The sequence below is a fragment of the Robinsoniella peoriensis genome (assembly GCF_000797495.1).
Classification (GTDB): Bacteria; Bacillota; Clostridia; order Lachnospirales; family Lachnospiraceae; genus Robinsoniella; species Robinsoniella peoriensis.
The window spans coordinates 269,389-294,400 of record NZ_JTGN01000008.1 but is presented as its reverse complement, the minus strand read 5'-3'; the positions used below and the strand labels follow the sequence as shown (position 1 = coordinate 294,400).

Genomic DNA, 25,012 nt, shown 5'->3' with positions numbered 1-25,012 from the left:
TGAACGCATCATGATAAAATTATTAGCATAGATATATCACTGTGCTTATGCGTATTGTGACTCGCCACACAAGCGAGGATGATATAATTGTGTGAACACATGTTCCAACTACTCTCCTGTCATATTTTGGTATATAATAGTACAATAAAACTAATAGGAGAATCATTGTGGATAAAAATATTAAGTTAGAAGATATGAAATGGAACGATATTGATAAAATATCTAAATATACTGGTAATAATCCCACTAATAAGCGTATGTTTGCAATTGATCGTCCAATCATCTTAAAAGGATATATGCAATTTAAAGAAAATCTAAATCAAATGATTAGACAATTGAATGCATATGATTCATCATCTATATTAATAGGAGACACCAATTGGATTAAAAGAAATCAGTTCAGTAAATATATGCCAAAATTAGGTGCTCCACCAAACGTATCCATAGGTCAAATATGTGTTATTGATTTTGGTAAAACATATAAAAATGAATTGTCATATATACATCCAGCATTATGTGTTGGTAAAAATGATAACAAATATTTAGTGATTCCAATGACATCAGGTAAAAATTGGATTACTGAATGCTTTCATCCAAAAATAAATCCAGATGCTAAAAAAACTAGTAGGCAGGCTCTTCAGACAGAAGGTTTCCCTAAAAATTGTGTTTTACTTTTAAATGATGCAAAATACATATCAGGAGGACGGATATTAGAACTACGTGAGATTATACAAGAAGATACATTATCGGATATTCAGATGCAATTGGCAAAAGTAATGTTCCCAAATATAATGAAAAGTTTAGTGGCTATAACAAATATAAATAACGAACTTGAAAGAAAAGTAAATAATTTGACAGATAAAAGCAAAAAAAGAGAAAAAGAAAATATAAAATTAAAAAATGAATTAAAAAATTTGAAATCAGATTTTAATGATGGACAATGTATTAATTCTTGACAATATACATATATTGTGATATAATCATTTCATCGAAACAATATGTTTCACGGAAATGATTATACTTAACGAACTCTGATAGGTTAGCAAGATGGATCTATTTTGTGGTTCACGGAGGATATAGCACTCTTTACGAGTGCTATTATTCATTTAAGACCAGTACTCTTCTACTGGTCTATTTTTGTTTACTTTATTTTCGTACCACACTTATTGCAAATCAACTCGACTTTATTCGTCAAAAAGCCTGTTAATAAGCTGTATTTTTTGCGCACTGGGGTGAACTCGGTGTTTCCGCACTTTGGACACCTTTTGCCGCTAGGATTTTGGGGTATCGCATACAATTTATCTTCCGCTTGTTGGCGTTTATCAAATTGGTAACTGCTGAATAGGGGGTTTGAGTAGCAGTATTCGTTGTAGAGCTTGTTTTTAAATTCTTTACCATATTCTATATAATTATTTAGATAATCTTCTTGTGTATATTCAGTAATAATCATATTGCATCCACACTCATCGCAAACTTTAATTTTCATACAGATCCTACCGCATCTAGGGCAGATCCCACAATATATAATATCCATTAATAATCCTCCTCCGAGTATACATAAATAGCATATATTCAATTCAACTACTCCAAAACTTTCTTCACATTTGGAAAAGGCTATAAACCGGCGGAGATAGCCCTGAAGTAGCTTGACAAGGGCAAAAACCCTTGATGATAATTATAACAAAATGACTACTTTATTTTCGCTCCACATTTATTACAGATTAACTCGACTTTATTCGTCAAAAAACCTGTTAATAGACTGTATTTTTTGCGCACTGGGGTAAATTCGGTGTTGCCACATTTTGGGCACCTTTTAGTGTTAGGATCTTGGGGTATGGGGTACAATTTATCTTCAGCTTGTTGACGTTTATCAAAATGATAACTGCTGAATAGGGGATTTGAGTAGCAGTATTCGTTATAGAGTTTGTTTTCGAATTCTTTACCTTGTTCAACAAAATATTTTTGATGATCGTCATGTGTATATTTAGTAATAACCATATTACATCCACACTCATCGCAAACATCTAATCTCATATGTATCCTACCACACCTAGGACAAATTCTACAATATTTAATATCCATTAATTAATCCTCCTTCTATAAAATTTTATTATACTATCACAATATGTATATGTAAATAGCTCTGGTCTTGAAATATGATAAAGATACAGGATTAAGTTCAGTATTTAATGGATTAAATAATAAAGGAAGCTCCAAGTTAAGCTTCTCTACTTTTTCAAAAGAAACTCAAGAGGAAATGAACAAATATTTTAAGAGCTTAGATAGCGGAAAAACCTCAGATGAAGCTAGTAAAGGTCTTAAAAATCTAAATGCTGAAGTTATTGCATATGGAAATAGTCTAAATGGAGCCAAGGCTTCTGCAGAAGGATTTAATAGTTATCTCGCCTCTATGAACAAAGGCTTTTCAACAGCAGGAATCAAAGCCGCCGCTGCATCCATAGGCGTTGGGCTTCTTAATGCTGCAATAACAACCTTAGCCGGTATTGCACTTACCGGTATAATAGTTGGACTTGATTATCTTATCAATAGATCCGAGAAACTTCAGGAAAAAGCAAAGGAAGCTACAGAAGCTTACAATAGTGCTAAAGGTGAATATGAATCTGTTGACACAGAGCTTACGCAAACCCAGCAGCAGATAGATCAATTAAATGCAAAAGAAAAATTAACATTTGTTGAGCAAGGGGAATTAGAAAAGCTAAAAGATGTAACAAAGGAATTAGAAATTCAAAAAACTCTTGCAGAAAATAAAATGAAACGTGAAGCAAAAGATGCAGCTAAAGCTAATATAGATGCATACGAAAATCAATTTGGGGACAAGGAGTTTTCGCAGAAAAAAATAAACGAATATAGCTCTAACGCAGATTTGAGTGGAAATAATGCCATACTCACATCAGATGAATATGATATCTCTGCACTACTGGCAGCAATAGAACAATACAAAAAATTAAAGAAACAAGCTTTAGACAATAATGATTTGGAAGAAGCAGATCGAATACAAACTGATTTGATTGAAGGTACAACAGATCAAATCTGGGAAGCAATCGATACACTTCAGGAATACAAAACTTCTCTGCAGTCCATACCAGAAGATCAAAGATCGAAAAATGTGCAAGATACGCTAAGCAACATTACGGATCAAATGAACTTTGCATGGAAGAAAATAGATCCTACTGGATTCAAAAATCTTCAGATATCTGAGATTATGTCTACGGAAGCCTTTTCAAAATCAAAGGATGAGCTTATTCAACTTGCACAAGCTAATGAAGAGACAGGAATTACTGTAGAGGATATCATTAAAAAATTCCCAAAACTATCACGTGCATGTAAAACAGCTGGGATTGACATATCCGACATGGCTTCCGAAATCAATGCCATAGCTTTCGAAGATAACCTTGCTCCTGACGGAGTAGCTGATCTTTTAAATATCTCTGATAAAGATATTCGCTCTTGGATAAATGGATTAAGTCAAAATGATTTACACCTGTTATATGACATTGATGCAGATACCTCATCATGGAGTTTGGAACAGTTCAAAAGCGAGTTATCTAATCTGCAAAGTTCTAATGAAATTGAACTTAATTTTAGTTCTGCCATTGCCTCAGCAGAAGACTTTACAAAATCCTTTTCTAAGGTACAAGAAACTTTGGCTAGTCAAGGAGTAGGTAAAAGCCTTAGTCTCGAACAGTTTAATGCTGCAGAACTAAAAGACTATCAGTCTGCTTTGCAATATATAAATGGTACATTACGCTTAAATGAAGAAGAAGTCAAAAAAATCACCAAAGCAAAATCCGAAGAAACTCTTGCGACAATTAAAGTAAATGATGCACAAGCAAAATCAAAATATTCGGATAATACCCAAAAGCTTATAGAGCTACGTAAGCAATTAAGTCAATATAAGGATACAAATGACGAAAGTGCTATTGCAATTCAGAGCCAAATAAATAATTTATTAACTGAGCAAGATACAATAGCATTAAATAGTGAAAAATACTCCCTCATGGCAGCCAGCATTCGCGAAGCAACTGGTGCTTACCAGGAATGGTTAAACGCACAAAACGCTCCTGAAGAAGGGGATATGGGTACTGATGTATCTAATGCAGTACAGGCTATTAAAGATGTCAATGATACTGAATCCGATAGTTATATGGAAGTCGGGACTAAGAAATACAAAGCTGCAATGGAATTTGTTGTACCTGACAACATACCACAAGAACAGGTGCAGAGCTATGTTGATAATTTGGGCACATATTTTAAAGATAAATCTGGTGCAGATAAATTTCTGGAAGAGTCCATCAATAAAGGTTTAATGCAGTATGATCCTGATACTGAAAAGCTCAAAGTCGTTGCCGGTAAAACAATGAAAGATTTTGCAAGTCAGTTCAATTGGACTAATGAAACCGTTCAGGCAATGTTTGGTGTCTTAAATGATTATGGTGGAGAGTATGACTGGGGAGATGAATCATTTGGAAATGTTAATAATTCCCTATTTGAAGCTGATAAAAATATAACTAATATACAAGCTAGAATCGATGAGCTTAATGGGAAAAAGATAAGAACACCAGCTGACGCTACTGAAATTCAAATTCTAAAACAGCGACTTCAAGAAGCCCTTGATCTTAAACAAAAGCTTTCATCAGAAAAAGTCAATACTACTATAGATTTGGACGGGCAACTAAAGACTGCACAAGAAAAGCTGTCGGGACTTCAAATGCAACAGCAAATGAATATACCTGTTGATGATTCTGAAATTCAAGCCACTGAGCAAGAAATTGCAGATATAATCGCACAGAAAAATGAATTAGGAATTCCAACAAAAGTGGAAATTCAAGCCGCTATTGAAGATACTGATTCTAAAATTTCTTCATTGAATAGTGAACTGGATGCACTAAATAACAAGAACTATACACTATCAGTTGACGTAAATGAAGAAAATGCGCCCGCTCGTATCGCCGAAATCCAAGATCAATTAAAGACTCTTGAAGGCAATAAAGTCAAAATGGAGGTTATGGCTGAAACTGCTCCTGCAGAATCTGCTGTAGAAAAAGTACAGGATAAAGAGATTGAAGATAAAAACTTTCATGTTAACGCAATTGATAATGCAAGTTCTTCACTACAGATGATACAAGCTTATCTTAGCACTATACAGGATAAAACCATAACAGTTACTACCATGCATAACAATCAAAGCGGTGGTGCGTCAGGGCCTTTACCCTTAGCAGGAGTACATGGCGTAAACGGAACATTCAACGGTAGTGCTTTCGCCAATGGCAATGCAGGTAACCCATTTGGACAACGAGTACTTATAGGGGAACTTGGCAGAGAAATTGTTGTTGATCCTAATACTGGAAAATGGCGGACATATGGAGATAATGGGGCTGAATTTGCGCATATTCCTAAAAATGCTATAGTATTTAATCACTTACAATCCGAAAATTTATTAGAAAGAGGATTTGTCACAGGTCGTGGTACATTAAAAGGTGGAGCTTTAGCAAGTGGCAATGCTTTTGTTGGAGGGCCTGGGATCGATTATAAACCAGGTGGTGGAATTACTAGCGGATATGTTACTAACACTTCATCTACTGCCACAAACCAAAATACAACTGCAGTAAATGCAAATACTCAAGCACAAGCTGAAAACACTGAAAAAACCAAAGAATCAAAAACAGAAATAGATAACTTTGCTACCCGTCTTAGCTACTTTTCCCGTAAGACTAAGAATATCATTGATTCCATTACAGACTACGTATCCTCAGCGGTCAAATCCAGCCGCTTAAAACGTGGAATGACAGCAAAAGAAAATGAGATTTCTGCCAATGAGCGCAGTTATGAAGGTTACATGAATGCTGCAAATGGTGTCGGCTTGGATGAAAGCTGGAAACAGAAAGTACGTGACGGAGATTACTCCATTGATACCATAGACACCTCTACCGATGAAGGCAAGAAACTGCAGGAAAACATCGACAAGTACAAAAAATACTATGAAGCAGCCATAAACTGTAAAGATGCAGTGGCTCAGCTGCGCCGGGAACAGCAGGAACTTTATACGCAATGGGCAAATGTGCCGATTGAAGCGTATGAAAAGAAGCTGGAGCGGTTAGGCAATGACATGGATGTACTGGATGCAAAGGTTCAAGCAAGAACCAATACAAATACGGGTTATCTGCTTAAGAGGGTACAAACTGAAGAAAAGGTTAATCTGTCTTCCAAAAAAAGTACAAGAAACAAAGCAAAATCAACGCTGAATAAATCTACGAAAAGTAATGACAAAATGGGTGATAAATTAGAGAAGAAAGTTAAAAAATCTAAGGTTAAATCTTCTACTAAGAAAAAGATTACCTCTAATATCGAAAAAGGCAAGAAAGTCAGCACAAAAGGAATCAAGGATAAGAAGCTACTGTCACAGATTGAGGATTGGAATAATTCTGTAGGTAAGAAATCCAAAGATGAAAAAACTTTTAAGAAAGCAGATAAGACATACCAAAAGGCTCAGGACAAGGTTGATAATGTCAAAGGTGCTTCTTATGGATATACAAACAAGCTCCTTGATGATGAGGTAGCCATTCAGAGAAAGCAAAACAATACGGCACAAAGCACAAAAAAGAAAACGGCTTCTATTGCCAGAAAAACAGGACACCAGCTTGATTACCAAAAATCAACGACAAAGGCTGGAAACAAACTACTGAATAATAAGATGTCAAAAAGCCAGCGTAAGTCTGTACAAAAAGCTGTTAAATCTGGTAAAAAGGTTAATACAAAAGGGCTTGAAGGGAATGCACTCAAGGACGCTAAAAATTATAATAAGATTGTAGCTGATAACAAGAAAAACAAAGATACTACAGCCAATAAATTATTAAAGTCTAAAAGTCTGAGTAAATCTCAGCGAAGTGCGATCGAATCTGGCAAAACAGTCAGTACAAAAGGGCTAAAGGGCGATGACCTAAAGAAAGCAAAGGCTTACAATGAAGCAGTCAAGAAGAATAATGAGGCTTTAAAAGCCCAGAAAACAGCTGCTGATAATGCCGCCAAGGCTCAGGCTGAACTCGCTCAAAAAATGGGCGATGTTGCAAATCAGCAGATGGAGAACGTAAAGGCGTTCTATGAAGCTAAAGGCACATACCTCTCTTCTAATAGTAACAAGGCTGCTAAAAACAGAGAATTAAAAGTAGCCCAGGGAAAAGCCGTAACCGAAAATGATTTTGAAACTGAAATCGTTGGGAAACGTTCTGAAAAAACAAATTTATTATCCCAACAAAAAGCAATGCAGGATCAATTTAATTCACTAGTGAAGTCAGGAAAAATCAAAGCAGGTAGTGAGGACTGGTATAAGTGGCAGGCTGATATTGATGGTGTTGGGAATGCTGCAGCTGATGCGGAAATCGAAATTCAAAATCTATTAGACAGTCAGAAAAACATCAAAGTAACAAACATGGGTTATTCTTTGGACAGACTTAAAGCTCAATCAGACAGTAAACAAGATGATATCTCTAAAAAAGAAAAGAAAGGTGAACTTGCGACTGCTGATGATTACAAACAGCTAAAGACAAACAGTGAAGCCCAGGTAACAAACCTCGCTGCACAGAATGAGGAATATAAAAAACAGCAACAAGGATTAGATGTAAATTCCGAAAAGTATCAAGAAATCCAAGCCAAGATCGAAGCAAACGATGCCGCTATAAGAGCTGCTGAAATAAGCCAGTTAGAATGGAACCATACAATAGAAAACCTTCCTATCGAAAAACTCAAGAAGGAACTGGAATTACTGGATGCTCAGAAATCAAACCTGGAAAGTATCATTAATCTGAAGAAAGCACAGAAAATAGACTTAACAAAAGATGATTACGAAAGCCAGATTACGAAAAACAATGAAGAAATTGATAAGCAAAAAGCCATAAAAAGTGCCGCCGAAGAAAATGCAAAAAAATATGCCAGTGATCCTGACAATGAGTACTTCAAACAGTATACGCAAGAAGCACTAGACGCTGATACGGCAATAAACAATCTGAAAAAGGAAAATGATGAGTTGAAAGATTCCATGCGCTCAGACCTTTATTTCAGAGATATTGAAAGAGCCATAGAAGCAAGCGGGCGGTTGCGAGATTTAATGGGTACCATTTCATCCCTAATAAATGAAGATATGATGTATGATGATGACGGTAATCTCACTGATTTTGGTATAACAAAACTCGCAACAAGTATAAAAGAGTATGAAACTTACATGGATGACATCCAGGCAATCCAGCAAAAGATAGCCACGATTGAAGGATTAAAAGGCAGTCAAGATTATACGGAAGGCAAATACCTGGAAGATCTTCGCAAAGCGCAGGAAGAATTGAATGAAGCAATTAAAAATGGTGGGTCTGCAAGAGAAGCTGTTTTAAATATTGTAAAAAGCCAATCTAAAGCGGAACTTGATGCTATCTTTAAAGTAATCGATGCCCGGAACAAATTACTGCAAAAAACTGAGGACTATTATAACTACGACAAAAACATGAAGAAAAGCAGTAAGGAACTTCAGCAATTAAAGGCACAAGCAGCAGCTCTTGATGGCGTAACGGATGCAGAAAGCAGGGCACAAAAAGCAAGACTGGATGCGCAGATCCAAGAGAAACAGGACGAGATAGACGATACCGTTCACGAGCAGACAATCAAGATACAGATGGATGGACTTGACGAACTCAAGACTGAATTGCAAGAAGACTATGATAAATACATCAAAGATCTTGCCCAGAACCTGGACAAGATTACTGACCTGATTAATGGCGCTACCGACATCGTAACTTCCTCTTTTGGAAAAGTCGGTGAAACTATTCAGAAGATGCTGGAAAGTTTGGGAGTTGATCCTAAAAACTTTGACTGGTCTGGGCTTGGTGGTGCTGCTAAAGGCGGAATAATTGAGAAGATACATTCAAATGGTGATTCACTGCTTGCATCCGTTAATCCGGGTGAAACCATCTTGACACAAGATTTCACAAAGATTCTGCCAGAAGCTTTATTTACGATGAAAGCTTTTCATGCTCGGTTTGCTGATTCGTTTACTGCTAAGATGCCAAATATAGAACCACGTGAATCAACGATTAACCAGCAGATTGAATGTCACCTAAATGTTCAGGGCGGAAATACCGGAGAAGACACAATAAGAATTATTAAGCAACAACTGCCTATGATAGCTAAGTATACCGGAAAAGAATTAGCTAAAGATTTACGTAAGGTAGGGCTTAGATAAATCCATAAAAATAGAAATTATCGGAGTGGAAAAAATGAATACTTATTTAGAATTTAAACCTGTATTCAAGGGATTAGATTTGACAAATGGAGATGTGTCAAAAAAAATCGGAGATGTGTTTGATTTGGCAAATGCCTTTTTGTGTATTGATTCTATGACACATAAAAAATTACAAAAGCTTTGTTATTATGCAAAGGCTTGGTATCTTGCAATAAATAATACAAATTTAATTTCGGAACAGTTTGAGGCATGGGTACAGGGGGCGGTTCAACCGGATTTATATCAAAGATGCAAAGTGTATGGATTTGGTTATATTCCATTATGTAATAATACTCAAGAAATTCCTGAGGAGTTTTTGACATTTTCAAGAGAAATATATCATTCCTATGGTGATTTGAATGGTGAGGAACTTGAAATACTTAATCATACAGAAATGCCTTGGAAAAATGCTAGAGAAAATTTGAAACCATGGCAGGGAAGTAATAATATCATAAAAGAAAGCGATATGAAAAAATTTTATAGGATGCTAATGGAAAATAAAGAATAACAAAATACCAAAGGCATTGAACTTAATCAGGAAGCTGCTCTGTCAAAGGAGCAGTTTCTATTTTAGTAGAAAGGAGGTTCTAGATGGGATATTTTAAATATAATGAAAAAACCAGTGCTACTCTTCTATCCGTTCCTCTGATCTTATGTTTCTTCGATTATCCGGAAGAACTTACAGGATTTGCCCGGGAAACGGTAAAAGGAGAAACTACGATTAATCGTAGCGTTCCCAACCAATATGGCACAAGGTTTACTGACACGCCCAACCTAGAGTTCGCACTAATTAAAGAAGACCAAACAGAATTCACAGATGATGAACAGCGAAAAGTAAACAGATGGCTTACCTCTCCCAAACTGCCAAAGTGGATAGAGTTCCACAATTCTGATGGCACAACAACCATATACCGCGGAACATTTACCGATGTCCGTTGGAAATTAGTTGGAGGTATCATTGGTGCTGTATGCCAGTTTGAATGTGACTCACCATATGCATGGAAAAGTTATGAGGAGCACTTTACTGCTCCAGAAAATCATACAATCTATATAGACTCTGATGAAACTGAGGAATATGTTTACCCTGTGATGACGGTTAAAACAGAAACAACTACTGACATAGTAATTAAGAATCTAACTGACAACGAAAACACAATGAAAATTCATACTTACGCTAAACTTCCGATGACTTTCGACTGCAAATTATGCATTCCAACTGATGCTACAACACACGGTATTATTTCCTACAAAGATTTAGGCTGGGAGGATGTCGGAAATATTTACTGGCTAAGGTTACTGCCAGGAGAAAATGTAATTCAGATAACGGGTGATGCAGATGTAAAAATCACATATAAGTGCCCACAGAAAAAGGCTGGTGGTTTCCTATGTTAGAAAGTGGAAAACGTATTTATTTATGTCAGCCTGGAAACATATTAATGACGCAATTAAACGGTGTCCAGATCGATACCGTTCAATGCTCGGAGCACTTAAAAGATTTCTGGGAACTCAGCTTTGTAGTTGACCGTTATATCGCCACAGATGAAGGAGCAGAGATTTTATCCAATGGATATGAGGATCTGGGTGTTTACATGGAATTGTACCTGGAGGATATTGGTTACTTCCAGATGCAGGAACCGGTAACAAGCAATGATGGATTTCAGGAAACAAAGTCAATCCAGGCTTATGATATTTCAAAAGAATTCCAGGATAAAGCCCTGACAGGTATTTTAATTAATAAAGGTACCACAGATTCATTGGAGTATTTAGCTAAAAACAATGTTGATGAACTTGGATTCGCCAAGAAATATATTATTCTGTACCGAAGCGATAATCCCGAATTGTCCCTGTTGCATCTAATGTTAGAGAAAATGCCTGGATGGAAAGTAGGGTTTGTTTCCGAAATCCTAAAAGACAATGAAGCGAAACGGATGTCTGTAGATGCGGACAATACCAATATTTATGCCTTTCTTACTTCTGTAGTTGCGCCAAAATTAGACCTTATCTTCCGTTTCGATATTTTAAACAAAACGATAAATGTTTACGACAAAGAAGAAATTGGGAAAGACACAACTGTGTTTATTGGTTACCGTAATCTGGCAAAAGCTGTTGAAATAAATTGTGATGAGGACAGCGTATTTACCCAGTTCACAGTAACTGGTGATGATGATCTGGATATCCGGGCTGTAAATTTTAATGAAAGATGTATTCAAGACCTGTCTTTCTTTATGAACGAAAAATACATGTCATCCGAACTGATAGAGAAATTAAAAGCCTGGATTACATATCGTGAGAAGAAGCGTCCAGATTTCATAGAGTTGTCTACAAAAGGGGCAGATCTTGAGTCTAAGATACAAGACATAACTCATCGTGCTCCAAATGATGGCTGCGACTGGAAACAATGGGACGACATGACGGAAGAACTACTTAATAAGAACATGAAGTACTACAATGCTCTTCTAACTAGTCTTCAGGTTAGTGTCGATCCTGATCCTCAGTATACGAATCCAACAGACGGTACCGATCCTGAATATATTCCCTGGAAAAAAATAGATGGCACTATCGACCATGAACGTTACTTGGATCTTCTATATAATAAGGCAAATGGATATGGCGGCTACTACACTTACATACAGGTTAAGGATTATATTCTTCCGAATATTCAGATTGCGATAGATAATCTAATGATCCCAGACAAAGAGGATAAACACGACTACAACAAAGAGTTTGAAACAAACTGGGATTTATATGGCGTTGAATTATTAAAAGCAAAGAAAGAATTCTATGAAAATGAGTTAAAAGATTTTGCTGAATATGAGAAACCCTGGTCTGATCTTACTGACGAGGAAAAGGCTAAATACCCAAACGAAGATTCTTATAATAGGATGCATGACAAGTATGTAGAATATAGTGGTTATCTTGGTAATGAAACCACCCAAGGTACTCTCCTATTCAAACTAAAACAACTGACAGATGAAATTGAGGTTTTAAAAACAAAACAAAAAGACATCACAGATCAGAAAACTGCCATGATTACGGATGTCTCTATAAAAAATGAAAAATGGAAGCTCTCTGATGATGAGTATATCATTTACAATACCCTGATTCATGATCAAACGTACACAAACTCTAATATAGTCTCTACATCAATCGATTCTACCCTTGATACCATAAAAGTGCAGGAAACACTGTATCAGGATGCGATTGACAAAATCTCAGAGCTTAGTCAACCCCAATATACCTTTACAACTGAAATGGACAATCTGCTACGCCTGGAAGAATTTAAATGCTGGCGAAGTTCTTTTGTGCTGGGTAATTTTGTCCGCTTAGGAATAAGGGATGACTATTCTGTTAAGTTAAGATTAATAGGCAGAACGTGGAACCCGTGTGCGATTACTCCAGATTTAACCGTAGAGTTTTCAAACATGATTACAAGCAGGTCAGGTAGAAATGATTTAACTCAGATTCTGCAAAATGAAAATGAACGGGGATCTTCTGGTGGTGGGGTTGCGCTTGGAACTGGAAACAGCAAGGATGACAAAGAGTATCTGACAACCTTACTACAAAAGATGATATCCAATAACCTGTTCAATAATGCCGTAACGAACATTACCGGAAATTTACAGGTTCCCTCTGCAACGATTCAAAAATTAGTAGGTGAATATCTTCGGTTTGCAAAAATAGACGTTGGCCAGATCAATGGGGATGAAGCAAGTTTCAACAAATTCTTTAGCGAATACATTGATGCTGACTATATAGCAGCACGAATTGTTATAGGAGATATCGCAGACTTCAAAGAAATTAAAGGTGATCTGGCCTTACTTAAAAAAGTTGTTACGGGTCAGATCATTGGTGATGAAGCTTTCTTTATTGAACTCACATCGGGCAATGTCCATATTAGCGATGCCGTTATTAAGGAAATGATTGCAGCTAAAATATCGGTTGCAGACCTTATGGCACATGCAGCCTCAGCAGAAATAATCACGCTAATATCTTCTGACACTGGTCAGCCTTCAATTGCATTTGCAAATGGGACTCAACAGTTCTACGACGACAAAGGCAATATCCGTGTTCAGATTGGACAGGATGTAAATGGTGATTTCAATTTTATTGTCCGGGGAGTTGATGGAAAAACAGCGCTTTTTGATGAGAATGGAATAACGACAGAAGGTATCCAGGATGGACTTATTAAGAATGACATGCTTGCTGATAATCAGATCTCTAAAAATAAACTCAATTTCCCAATCGTCAAAACCGATGAAAACGGTAAAGTATCCATCACAGAAATCTTAGATGGCAACGGTGACCAGTTTGGGATTAAGTACCAAGAGTTCCAGGATACGATTACTTCCACAACAACTAACTTAGACAAAAAAATCGAGGACAGCCTCCAGTATAAATTAGAAGTGTCCAGTTCCAACGGAAATATATTTACGAACGGTCAAATCGATACCTATCTAACCGTCACACTTTACCGTGGGAATAACGATGTTACAAATGATTACCCTGATTCCCACTTCATCTGGTCTAGGCAGAGTTCAGACTCAGACCTTGATGAATATTGGAATTCACAGCACATAGCGGGTTCCAGAACATTACATATTACAAGAGAAGATATCTTTAAAAAAGCGCAATTCCGCTGTTCTTTTATCTTGGACGACGAAGTAGCTGCTACAACAACATCCTAAGGAGGTTTAACAATAAATGTCTATTAAAGCAAGCAATCAAATAACGGTTGTTGATATTGAAGATGTGGGCAGACTGAGTGTTTATTTAAACAGTAACCTGCCATTATCAACAATCTATGATCCAAATTCAAACTCATACGCCCCTAACTGGCAGACAACAAATTTAAAGCTGACACCTGTTATCTATTTAAATGATAAAGCGTTGGCTTTAAATGCATCAGGTCTGGCACTTACATGGAAACGAAGAGAAGGCTCCAGCTCAGAAGGAAATTTAACTGCTGGTGAAACGGTTTCTGGAGGAATCCTAACCGTAAATCAAAATAAGCTGAGTACGGTTTCCAGCGGGCTGTTGAGTTATATCTGTTATGTTTCCTATAAAGATCCCGATTCGGGGGTAACCGTCAATGCACAGAGTCTGTTGTCATTTTCTCTACTGCAGAACGCTGTTGAACTACATTACTGTTCCATTGATGGCGCAAATGTTTTTCTCTATAATTCTGCGGGGAATCTTATGGGTGACAGCCAAATTACTCTTACGGCTAACCTGAGCAATGTCACGATCACAAACTGGCAGTATAAAAAAGCAGACGGAACATTTGCTGTATATCCGACTACTTCTGATAACCAGACCATATCCGGCTCAACCTTAATCGTTAAGCCCGCACATGCTATATTTTTCAATGATATTGCTGTAGTAAAACTGGTAACAAATGACGTGGATGTATATGATACCATAACCATTGCCAAACTGCGTGACGGCAGTCATTCCGTTATCGGGGCGCTAAACAATGACAGCCACACACTTCCCGCAAATAGTGCCGGCACTGTAACTTCTTACGCAGGTGCTGACTCTACGCTGTCAATTTACGAAAATGGTTCTGACATTACCAGCACATTCAGTATCACAACTACTCCGTCTTCCGGTGTCACAGGAACCCAGTCTGCTGACAAAAAAACATATACCGTCACTGGAATGACCGTAGATACCGGATATGTTGATTTTGCTGCAACGAGAGCCGGGTATGCCACCATAACGAAAAGATTTGCACTCTCAAGAGTAAAAGGCGGTGCAAGCGGTTCTACAGCACGTGTGTATTTTCTGGATTCAGACACTCTGGTCTTAAACAAAAATATAAGTAATGTTTTCACCCCCAGTAATGTGACATTTAGTTCCTTTTACCGGGATGGAACAAGCGCAAACCGCACAGCTTATTCTGGACGGTTCATTATTGCCGAATCCACAGATGGAACCACATTTACTAATAAATATACTTCAAGTGCAGATGAAGCTGCAAAAACATATACGCCATCAGCCACTAACATTGCTGCTGTCAAATGTACCCTTTACGCTTCAGGCGGAGTCACCAATGCTTTGGACACGCAGACCGTCATGGTTGCAAAAGACGGCGCTACCGGGGCAACTGGCGCAGGCGGAATCTCTGTTGTAGTTGGAAATGAAAACCAGGGCATTCCATGCAATAGTTCCGGAAACGTATCACCTGCCACAGACGTTACAATCCCATTTTACGGATATCAGGGAACATCCAGAATAGCCTGTTCTGTTACCGCTGGTACTCTTCCATCGGGTGTTACTGTCAAATCAAATACCGCTTCAACCACTTCTGCTGCTGGTTCACTGGTTCTTGCATTTGCCGTGAATGCCACTTTAGGAGACAGTGCAGCGATGTCTGGAACAATCGACCTCACATTCAGCTGCGGTGGACAGAGCATTGTGAAAAAGTTTTCCTGGCAAAAGAACAAGGCTGCTGTAAACGGCACTAATTCCGTATTGTTTGAACTTATTTCTCCAGCTGGCAATGTAATTGTCAATTCTGCGAACAATGTCAGTCTGGAAACCATCATGTACTCCGGGACATCTGTGGTAACACCAACGGCATTTGTATGGAAAAAGTATGCTTCCGGTGCCTGGACAGTGATATCCGGGCAGACAGCATCCAAGTTAACCGTAACACCTGCAATGGTTGACGGATCGGCTTCATTCAGCTGTACTGGAACATACGATGGCAAAACTTATACGGCATATGCAACTGTCATAGACAAGCAGGATAACTATGATGTTGATGTTATCTGTACCCTTGGCACCCAGATAAAAAATGGTATGGGTTCTGGTGTAATTTATTACAGGCTCTATCAAAATGGTTCAGAGGTTGATGCCCTTAAAAGCACAAACTTCTCTTCCACCGCTCCATCTTCGCCAGCAACCGGTGCATTTTATTATCACATAGATGTAACCGCCAAAACCGTGACATTAAAGAAGTATAACGGCACAGCCTGGGCAGATGCTACAGGAGCAGATTTACCAACAGAAACGTACAAGACTTACCGATTAGATAAAAACTCACTGCCAATGGATGACGGCAATGTATGGAAAACAGGAAAAGTAGTTTATATTGATGGCTCTATGATAGACAGTAAATGTACTTTTGTAGTAGAAGTCGAATAGATAAACAAGGTCTTTCAGTGCCTTGTTATTTTTATGCCTATATAAGAATACGAGGCACAGGAAGGAGAAATTAAAAATGAAAGCAAGTAATCAATTAACAATACTTAATATAGAAGAACAAACCTTCGAAGACATCTGCACTCACGACACCACAACCGGACTCATCGAATGTACTCACGCACCGGATCAGGGATGTGTAAGGGTTACAGAATTACAGGGGAAATCGGAGCAGGCGCAGAGTACGCTGGGGAAGAATTTACTGGATTTAACCCATGCTATAATAATAGTTCAGGGAACAGGATTTACTTATACAATTCAAAATTCAAATGCCGTAACTCTGAATTGTACAAATCCTGGAGCTTATTCATCACTTCATATAAACCTTGTTGGATTAACCACAGGAAAGTCCTATTCTGTTTCAGGTGTACAATCTGGGAAGAATATTACATTGGGTATGGACGAAGCTACAGATGCGGCGTTTGTCAATAGAACCGTCATTAATGGTTCACAGGTAACTGTAAGAGAAGGATATTTCTATAAACTAAAAATTTATGCAAATATAAACAGTACCAGTTCTACAGAAACTTATACCAACACTTACACGAATATTCAATTAGAGGAAGGTTCCACAGCAACAGCCTACGAACCATTCATTCCCAACAGCCCAAGCCCAGATTATCCAAGCGTTATTAACAGTGTTGGGGATAGCGGAAAATTGAATATGGTGAGTTCTAATGGGCGGAGGAATTTATTTGAGCAATCAGAACAATTCATGCTTACGCCTACTTGGACTGGGGCAAAAGGGACTGTTGAGGAAGTTAATGAACCAACATCGCCATATGGAAAAGCTATAAAAATAACAATTACAACAGCCGGCAGAGGATTCTATTGCTACTCTGGTTTTATGCCAATAAAAAAAATGGAGGTAGGGCGCAAATATACATGGGGATTACTTGTTAAATCTAATAGAGTACTTACATCCGAGATTTTTGGACATGAATGCGGTGGTACAAAAAATTACACGATATCATCCGAGTGGGAAAAATATTCCTTTACTTATACGATGAATAATTCCCCATACCGTGCATTCCTAATGTATTTTAATTTTACAGTGGGTGATGTTATTTATATACACAGTTTTAAATTAGTAGAGGGTGAAAACATCGATAACTGGTCACCCGCCCCAGAAGACATCACCCCAGAAAACTATAAGCAATACGAAGACAAACTATCTCTTGCATCGGCAAATCTTACATCTCCACTGCGCTCTTTGCCAAATGGTGTACACGATGTGCTGGAATGTAAAGATGGGATTTGGGGAGTTACGAGGAATTGCGGATTATTACATATCGATGGAACAGCAAATTTCACTACTCACAATAGCTTAGTATCTTCTAAGGAAATTCGCGTTTCTCATCCTGGCAATAGAAATAACAACTTAATATGTAGTAATTTTAAAAACGTCTTAACCACATGGGACATTGATAAAGTTGGCATATTTGCAGCCTCTGGATTAAACCTAGAATCTATTGCATTTCGTATTCCAATTAATTCAGATCCCAAAGTATTCTTCCGTGATAATCCTACTGATGTAGTTTACGAACTAAAGACGCCAACCTGGGAACCCCTAGACACTTCGTCCCAAATAGCCCTGAACAACCTATTATCTTACTCAGGCAAGGATTACATATATACAACAGATCCTTTAGCTACAAACTTTTCGATGGCAGTAAAATCACGGGCATTCTATGAAAACTTCAAAATTCAGGAAGAGATCAAAAATACCAATTCTTCATTAGGCGACTTAGATGACGAAATCAAAGGTGGATTTTACGATGGAATTATCAACGTAAATGAAGCGGAAGCCATCCGTAAAGCTGCCGAAACAATGCATACTCAAGTCACGAACCAATTTAATAAGGTAGATTCTAATCCTTCGCTGACTGGCACACCAAAGACAACACACCAGACGAAATACACGGAATGCAATAATGCATATAATACGCTCATTTCTAAGATCAATACTGCCATCGATTACTGCTCAGTTAACAGCACGAAAACAGATTCTCAAAAGAAAACGGCTGTTACGGATATGAATACGGCTTTCGGAACGTACAAGACTAAGTTAGCAGATTACCAGAAAGCTTATCAGGATGCGATAGATGCTATTGCTAAGAAAAAGGCGGATGATGCTGTTGATGATGTCGTTATTGGCGGAAGGAATATTTTTAGACAATCTGGACATTGGGAAAAGTTGCCTGATACGAAATATTGGGGCAATAATGGCGGAACCATTAACTTGGACACAACCGTTAAATATTTAGGGTACAACACTTTACGGACTACAGTTGGTAACGGGATATATGGTTATAGCTCCGAATGGATAGAATTAGATACAAATAAAATTTATACGTATTCATCCATGATCTTAACAAATGCTAATGTAACCGGGGGGCCTAGTACTCCCCTGCATTGCCAATCTTCAGTGGACAAAGTCAATATCATTGCAGGAGTTGAAATAATTAAATTCCAACAATCTGCAATTGCTAACAAATGGACTTTATTGTATTTAACATTTAAACCTAAAGTAAAATATTGGCGCCCTTTCGTATATCTGGGTAGTGGAAGTACCATATTTAATATTGCGTATTTAAAATTGGAAGAAGGCACGAAACCAACTGATTGGACACCAAACATCGAAGACACTGATGAGAAAATAACCGAAGTATCAGCTACCCTAACCAGCACGATCAGTGACGTTAAATTTATCGTTGACGAAGACCATAAGAACATTACTAATAAGGTATGGAAATCAGACATCCTCACAGGGATTAAAGATTTAAATGTTGGTGGAATAAACCTCTGGGATTTGTCTGCTATCAAACGGTATGCTTCGGGGAGTTTAAATACGATTGTTGCAGGAACTACAGTTGATGCTAAGACGGGTAAAATAACTGTTACATCAGATCCACAGTCTGTACCTGGTTGCAAGATCGATGTTTCTACGCTGACCCGCAATACAAGCAATATTGGTGAATTAATCATCACAGGTTACTTTGACCGTCCAGATTCTGATGAGAATAAGTTAAAAAATGTAAATATTCACTATCGGTGTTTCAATAATGCAAATGCAGAAATACAACCTCATACTAGTAAATTAATACCGGTTGAAGCAAGCAGTAATCTGTTTGCAGGTACTCTTTCTATTCCGGCAAATACTGCTTATATCAATTTTGGAGTTGGTCAATTTCCTTACGTAAAACCATACACATTAACTGGAATCACTGTAAAAGATTCTGCTCTCTATGATATTACGAAAGGGCTTAGGGATCAGGTATCTCAGGCTTATCAGGATATTAGCGGATTTAAGCAAACTGTTAGTGATACTTATACTACTAAGACGGAGTTTGACCAGCTGAGTGTTAGCGGAAGAAACCTTCTTAGAAATACTTCATACGAAGATAATATTGAAGGAACATTAAACCGTGGAACTTACCACACCATAAGTCGGGATACAGTAAATAAATACAACGGGAATAATTCGCTTAAAATTGTGTGTAATACGGTATCTATAAGTGGTGCACAAGATGTATGGCAATACCTTTGGAAGGAAATGATTTTGGATAAACCAGTTACAGCTTCCTTCTATATAAAAGGTAGTATTGCCACTACTGGTTGGATGCGTGTGGCTACGGCTGCTGTATCTGCTAGTGCACAAACTTTTAGTATTACTACAAGTTGGAAAAAAATTGAAATTGATTTTGGCAAAGTTATTCTAGAGAGTGATTCTAGCCATATTGCAGAGTTGATCTATGGTTTCAATGCTACAGGTACTTTTTATATTAACTCTATGATGTTAGAATATTCTACAAAACCATCAGACTGGACACCAGCCCCAGAAGATACTGACGAAAAGTTTACTAATTATACCACGACCACTGACATGAACTCATTAATCAACCAAACAAAGTCAGACATTGAACTTGGAGTATCTAAAGCATACACAAGCAAAGCGGAAGGCGATAAAATAACCCAAGGTTTAAATAAGTGGATATTAGAGGTTTATCAGCTGACCAGTTCTTCTATGCCAAATCCAAGAGTTGCGGATATTGAGAATATTCGGGGGAAAGTGCCGACTAAGATTATTGAAGTTGCGGATACTGCAATGAGTGCTAGTCTTAATACTGGTGATTACTACATTGGACATGCGTTTACTTATCTCTATTTTGATGCTGCCTATACATGGTCTGGAACAATTAAGACAGATGATGAGGGCGTAGTTTATCTCAATGGTGTTAAAAAAGTATCTACAACAACTAGCGTGGCTACAAATATTTCTTTACCATTTCAAGCTGGTTGGAATGTTCTTGAGGTTGTTTATAATGAAGGAACTAGCAATGACGGTTGGTTATTCAGTAGTAAATTATCTACATTATCTCAATGCAAGATCATGAACTGTTATGCTCAGGTGTCGCTGAATGCGAGTGCTTTAATCAAGGTTACGGCTGATGCTATAAGCCATAAGGTAGAAAACGATGCCGCATATGCCGAATTCACTGAACAGGCTGGAAAAATGGCTTGGTTGGTTAAGTCGGGTACGGAAGCTGCTAATATGGAGTTAACACCGGAAGCCCTGAATGTAATTGCTGATAAGATTAATTTGACTGGAAAAGTAACCTTTAGCAGTCTTGCCACTGACGCTAAGAAAAAGATAGAAGAAGCAAAGCAAGCGGGTACTGATGCTCAGGAGTCTTTGAATAATTTGACACTTAGCGGAAGAAACCTTCTTAAGAATACTTCATATGAAAACAACATTGAAGGAACAAATAATCGAGGAACTTACCACACTATTAGCCGGGATACTGCAAATAAATATAATGGCAATAATTCACTTAAAATTGTGTGCAATACAGTATCAGTAAGTGGCGCTCAGGATGTATGGCAATATCTATGGAAAGAAATGATCATGGATAAACCCGTTACAGTATCCTTCTATATAAAAGGTAGCGTAGCTACAACAGGGTGGATACGTATGTCTGGAGCTACAACAACTGCAAGAATGAAATCATTTTATATTACCACCAATTGGGCAAAAGTTACAATTGATTTTGGTGTGGTTGATAACGAATGCGATATTTATCATATGGCACAGATTATATATGGTTTCAATTCAGTCGGAACTTACTACATGAACTCCTTGATGTTAGAATATGCTACTAAACCGTCTGATTGGTCAGCCGCTCCTGAAGATATAAATGCATCAATCGCTATTTTAGGTGAAGACCTCCAAGATCAGATTGACGGTAAAATTGAATCTTACAATCAGACAACCAATCCGGCAGACGCATGGACAACAGCTGATATTAAGACTCAACATACTGGTGACATCTGGTATGACGATACAGCAAAACTTACACAACGCTGGTCTGGCACTGCCTGGATGCCATTAAAAGATGCGGATGCAATTGCTGCACAAAATCTAGCACAACAAAAGAAACGGGTATTCACAGCTACTCCTACCACTCCTTACGATGTAGGGGATTTATGGGTACAGGGTGGAACTGGTGATATCATGAAATGCAAAACCGCTCTTGCCAGTGGAAGTTACAATGCGGCTCATTGGGAAAAAGCAAGTAAATATACCGATGATACGACAGCTAATCAAGCTGTTTCTAATACTATTCTGACCCCGGCTGATAAGATCTCATTATATGCTACGTTTCTTAATATTCAGAATGAGTACAGCAGATTAAAGGATCAGTGTACTAATCTTGGGGTTGCTGATACATTGAAAACTTCGTATGATGCTCTTTACGCATTGTTAAACGGCATTGTAGGAACGACAACCTTACAAAACTCAACAACTACAGGATTTAATAAAAGCAACTATGATACACTTTATAAGAATTATGTTACTGCAAGAGAAGCTTTGGAACAGGCTCAGATAAGTAAAGTCTATGAATATACAAACACAATAAAAGAACATTTTACGACTGAGAAAGCCTTAGCTGTTGCGAATTGGTTTGCTTCTCAGGATAAGACCATGATTGACGGCGCTTATATTTATACTGGGACGGTTACGGCGAAACAGATAGCTGCTAATTCAATTGATACAGATCATTTAGCCGTTGGCATGAATCCAAATCTCGTGAGATATGGACTGGATACTATGGAGCAATTTTCTACGGTTCCTTATTTTTCAAAGTCAGCTACTGCAACTGTTACTCTGGATGATTCACAGTATTACATAGGAACTAAATCCATTAAATTTATAGGCACATCTGACAGTAACTCTGTTTGCTTAGGATCAAAAGAGACAGACTATGGGTGTGTTCCAGTCACATCAGGTAAGATGTATATATTATCTTGCTATGTAAAAACAACCTCTACTTCTTATGTTAATGCTTTTATAGGATTTGTTGCACACCCCAATATTTCTGCTTCCAATATAGTTAATTATGGAAATGCTAGTAAAACAATAAAAAATACAGATGGATGGGTACGGCTGTCTATTAAATATACAGCAAGTAGTGCTTATCCCTATGTTTCCATAAGAATCAATGTAGAGAGTCCAAGTTTCCCCGTTTGGTTTGACGCTTTTCAGATTGAAGAAGTAGACAGCGAAGATAAAGAACCTGGTACATTTAAGCAAGCTGGTACTACTACTATTGATGGGGGCAATATTACCACGGGAATTATGAAATCGGCTAACTACAATTATAGCAGTGGTAACTTTACTGTTGCTGGTACAATGATTGATTTAGCAACAGGTGTGATAAGAAGTAAGGGATTTGGAATGGACGCAAGCGGGAACAGCTATTTTAATGGTACTGTTACGGCTACGACTCTAACAGCAAGTAACAATGGAATTATAGCTGGTTGGAATATTAATAGCACGTGTCTATGGAAAGGCAACTCAACAATTGGACAATCAGGAAGTTCCAATATTTATCTCGGTAATAGCGGGGTATCATTTAGTGATAAGTTTATATATAAAACTAGTACTGGTGTTTTAGAAGTAAATGGTAAGATTTTAGCATCAAGTGGACAGATTGGTGGAGCTAACGGTTTTAATATTAAAACAGGTGCAATTTGGAGAGGCAGTGAAACCTGGGGCGCCGCTGGAAATGGTAATATATACTTGGGGGTTGATGGTTTTTCACTGAGCGATAAATTGAAGTATAAGGATGGTGTATTAGAAGTAAATGGCGTTGTCAATGCTACAAGTGGTAAAATAGGTGTGTGGAATCTTGATACAGAACTTAATAATGGTCATTGGGGCGATGGAAAAGGTACAGGACTGGGACAAAGTTACACAGACTCAAATTATGCTTCCCGTATGGCATTCTGGGCAGGTGATGGAAAATTTAAGGTTACTTATGACGGAGCTATGACTGCTACAAGTGGAATCATTGGTGGTTGGAATATTACCACTGGATCTATGAACCGACAATTTACAGCAAATAACAAAAATTATTGGTTATATTTTGATACAGGTACAACCACAGATAATTATGCTGCATTTATGTTAAGAACTAAAGCTACTACAGCTAGTGCATGGGAAGATAAGTTCTCAATTGCATGGAATGGCAAGATGACTGCTATGGACGCTGATGTGCGAGGTGTTATTAATGCAACTTCGCTGCAAGCAAAAGATACAATTCAAATGTATAGTGCTCTAACAGTAGCACCGGAAACAATCTTACAGTTGGTAAAACCAACAGTCAGTTCTACTTATGATGTTTTACTTATGGGCGATGGCTTAAATACTTCTAGTTATTTGCAGTTTCAAAGACATGCAATATTCACCAATGGCGCTATCATAAATGCTGGCGGTTTGGTCGTAAACAATAATATTTCTGCATCAGAAATATATGCATCTCAACATCATATTTCTAGTTACGATGGTGGGTGGTTTATGCAAGATTCGACATGGGTAAGATCTATTGGTAATAAAAGCATTTATACTGGTAGTCAGATTATGGCTGGAAATGCAATCTATGAGTTTGGAACATTGTTATCAAACAGATACCAAGCAAAAGGTAGTTATTCAGCCTCATCCCATACTCATGGTAATATCGTGAATGGTATATATAGTTGGAATATAAGTGGTACAGGAAACTTAATTCCACGTAAAAATGGAACAGATACTGCTGCTAATATTGGGGCTAATAGTACTACAGGATGTGTAGATGCTGTTTATTACAAGAGTCTTGTTAACAAATCAGATCGAAGATTTAAAGAAAATATAAGGGATATCTCTTTAGCCGAAGCTCTCACCATAGTTGAAAATTTAAATATTAAATCTTATAACTATAAAGACGACAAAGCCAAAATAAAAAATTATGGAATACTGGGACAGGAATTAAGAGATTTATTAATTGAATCTTCACATGAATTATTCTCTGGTTTATCAATCGACGATAGATACGAAGAAGGTAGACCTGTCTATGATTTAGAAGCTAATGAGGAATATGTAATATATGGGGTTAATTATACTCAATTTATACCTTTATTGATAAAAGCTATGCAATATGTTCTAAAAGAAATTCATAAGGATAAAAAGTTGTAAATATATTC

General features: G+C 37.5%; 9 protein-coding genes. 7 read left to right on the top strand and 2 right to left on the bottom strand.

What is annotated here, in order from left to right:
• Positions 1–167 precede the first annotated feature (167 nt).
• On the top strand, positions 168–956 hold the full coding sequence (locus QR40_RS30005) for a type II toxin-antitoxin system PemK/MazF family toxin (RefSeq protein ID WP_052430916.1): 789 nt from the start codon (positions 168–170) through the stop codon (positions 954–956).
• 185 nt (positions 957–1,141) lie between these two features.
• On the opposite strand, the gene QR40_RS17880 is transcribed toward QR40_RS30005, so the two are convergent.
• Both QR40_RS17880 and QR40_RS17875 read right to left on the bottom strand, forming a co-directional pair.
• Positions 1,142–1,534, bottom strand: a complete 393-nt coding sequence (locus QR40_RS17880; protein WP_044296219.1) for a hypothetical protein — start codon at positions 1,532–1,534, stop codon at positions 1,142–1,144.
• Between the two features lie 155 nt (positions 1,535–1,689).
• On the bottom strand, positions 1,690–2,082 hold the full coding sequence (locus QR40_RS17875; protein ID WP_044296218.1) for a hypothetical protein: 393 nt from the start codon (positions 2,080–2,082) through the stop codon (positions 1,690–1,692).
• A gap of 67 nt (positions 2,083–2,149) precedes the next feature.
• Between QR40_RS17875 and QR40_RS17870 the strand changes: the two genes are divergently transcribed.
• The 6 genes from QR40_RS17870 to QR40_RS17845 all read left to right on the top strand — a co-directional run bounded on the left by QR40_RS17870 (position 2,150) and on the right by QR40_RS17845 (position 25,004).
• On the top strand, positions 2,150–9,244 hold the full coding sequence (locus QR40_RS17870; protein WP_152614232.1) for a hypothetical protein: 7,095 nt from the start codon (positions 2,150–2,152) through the stop codon (positions 9,242–9,244).
• A gap of 34 nt (positions 9,245–9,278) precedes the next feature.
• On the top strand, positions 9,279–9,791 hold the full coding sequence (locus QR40_RS17865; RefSeq protein WP_052430915.1) for a Panacea domain-containing protein: 513 nt from the start codon (positions 9,279–9,281) through the stop codon (positions 9,789–9,791).
• An 83-nt stretch (positions 9,792–9,874) separates the two neighbouring features.
• Positions 9,875–10,675 carry a phage tail domain-containing protein gene (locus tag QR40_RS17860; RefSeq protein ID WP_044296216.1) on the top strand — a complete coding sequence of 267 codons (801 nt, stop codon included), beginning with the start codon at positions 9,875–9,877 and terminating at the stop codon, positions 10,673–10,675.
• Complete coding sequence (locus QR40_RS17855; RefSeq protein ID WP_044296215.1) at positions 10,669–13,968, top strand: phage tail protein; 3,300 nt, start codon at positions 10,669–10,671, stop codon at positions 13,966–13,968. Before QR40_RS17860 ends, QR40_RS17855 begins: the two co-directional genes overlap by 7 nt.
• A gap of 16 nt (positions 13,969–13,984) precedes the next feature.
• Positions 13,985–16,432, top strand: a complete 2,448-nt coding sequence (locus QR40_RS17850) for a hypothetical protein (protein ID WP_044296214.1) — start codon at positions 13,985–13,987, stop codon at positions 16,430–16,432.
• Between the two features lie 76 nt (positions 16,433–16,508).
• A complete protein-coding gene (locus QR40_RS17845) occupies positions 16,509–25,004 on the top strand; it encodes a tail fiber domain-containing protein (RefSeq protein WP_044296213.1) in 8,496 nt (2,831 codons plus the stop codon).
• The last annotated feature ends 8 nt before the right edge of the window (positions 25,005–25,012 follow it).

What these genes read in the sequence shown, in the direction of transcription:
- QR40_RS17880 (WP_044296219.1), bottom strand. Translation starts at nt 1,534, where the DNA reads ATGGATATTATATATTGTGGGATCTGCCCTAGATGCGGTAGGATCTGT.
- QR40_RS17875 (WP_044296218.1), bottom strand. Translation starts at nt 2,082, where the DNA reads ATGGATATTAAATATTGTAGAATTTGTCCTAGGTGTGGTAGGATACAT.
- QR40_RS17865 (WP_052430915.1), top strand. Translation starts at nt 9,279, where the DNA reads ATGAATACTTATTTAGAATTTAAACCTGTATTCAAGGGATTAGATTTG.
- QR40_RS17860 (WP_044296216.1), top strand. Translation starts at nt 9,875, where the DNA reads ATGGGATATTTTAAATATAATGAAAAAACCAGTGCTACTCTTCTATCC.
- QR40_RS17855 (WP_044296215.1), top strand. Translation starts at nt 10,669, where the DNA reads ATGTTAGAAAGTGGAAAACGTATTTATTTATGTCAGCCTGGAAACATA.
- QR40_RS17850 (WP_044296214.1), top strand. Translation starts at nt 13,985, where the DNA reads ATGTCTATTAAAGCAAGCAATCAAATAACGGTTGTTGATATTGAAGAT.
- QR40_RS17845 (WP_044296213.1), top strand. Translation starts at nt 16,509, where the DNA reads ATGAAAGCAAGTAATCAATTAACAATACTTAATATAGAAGAACAAACC.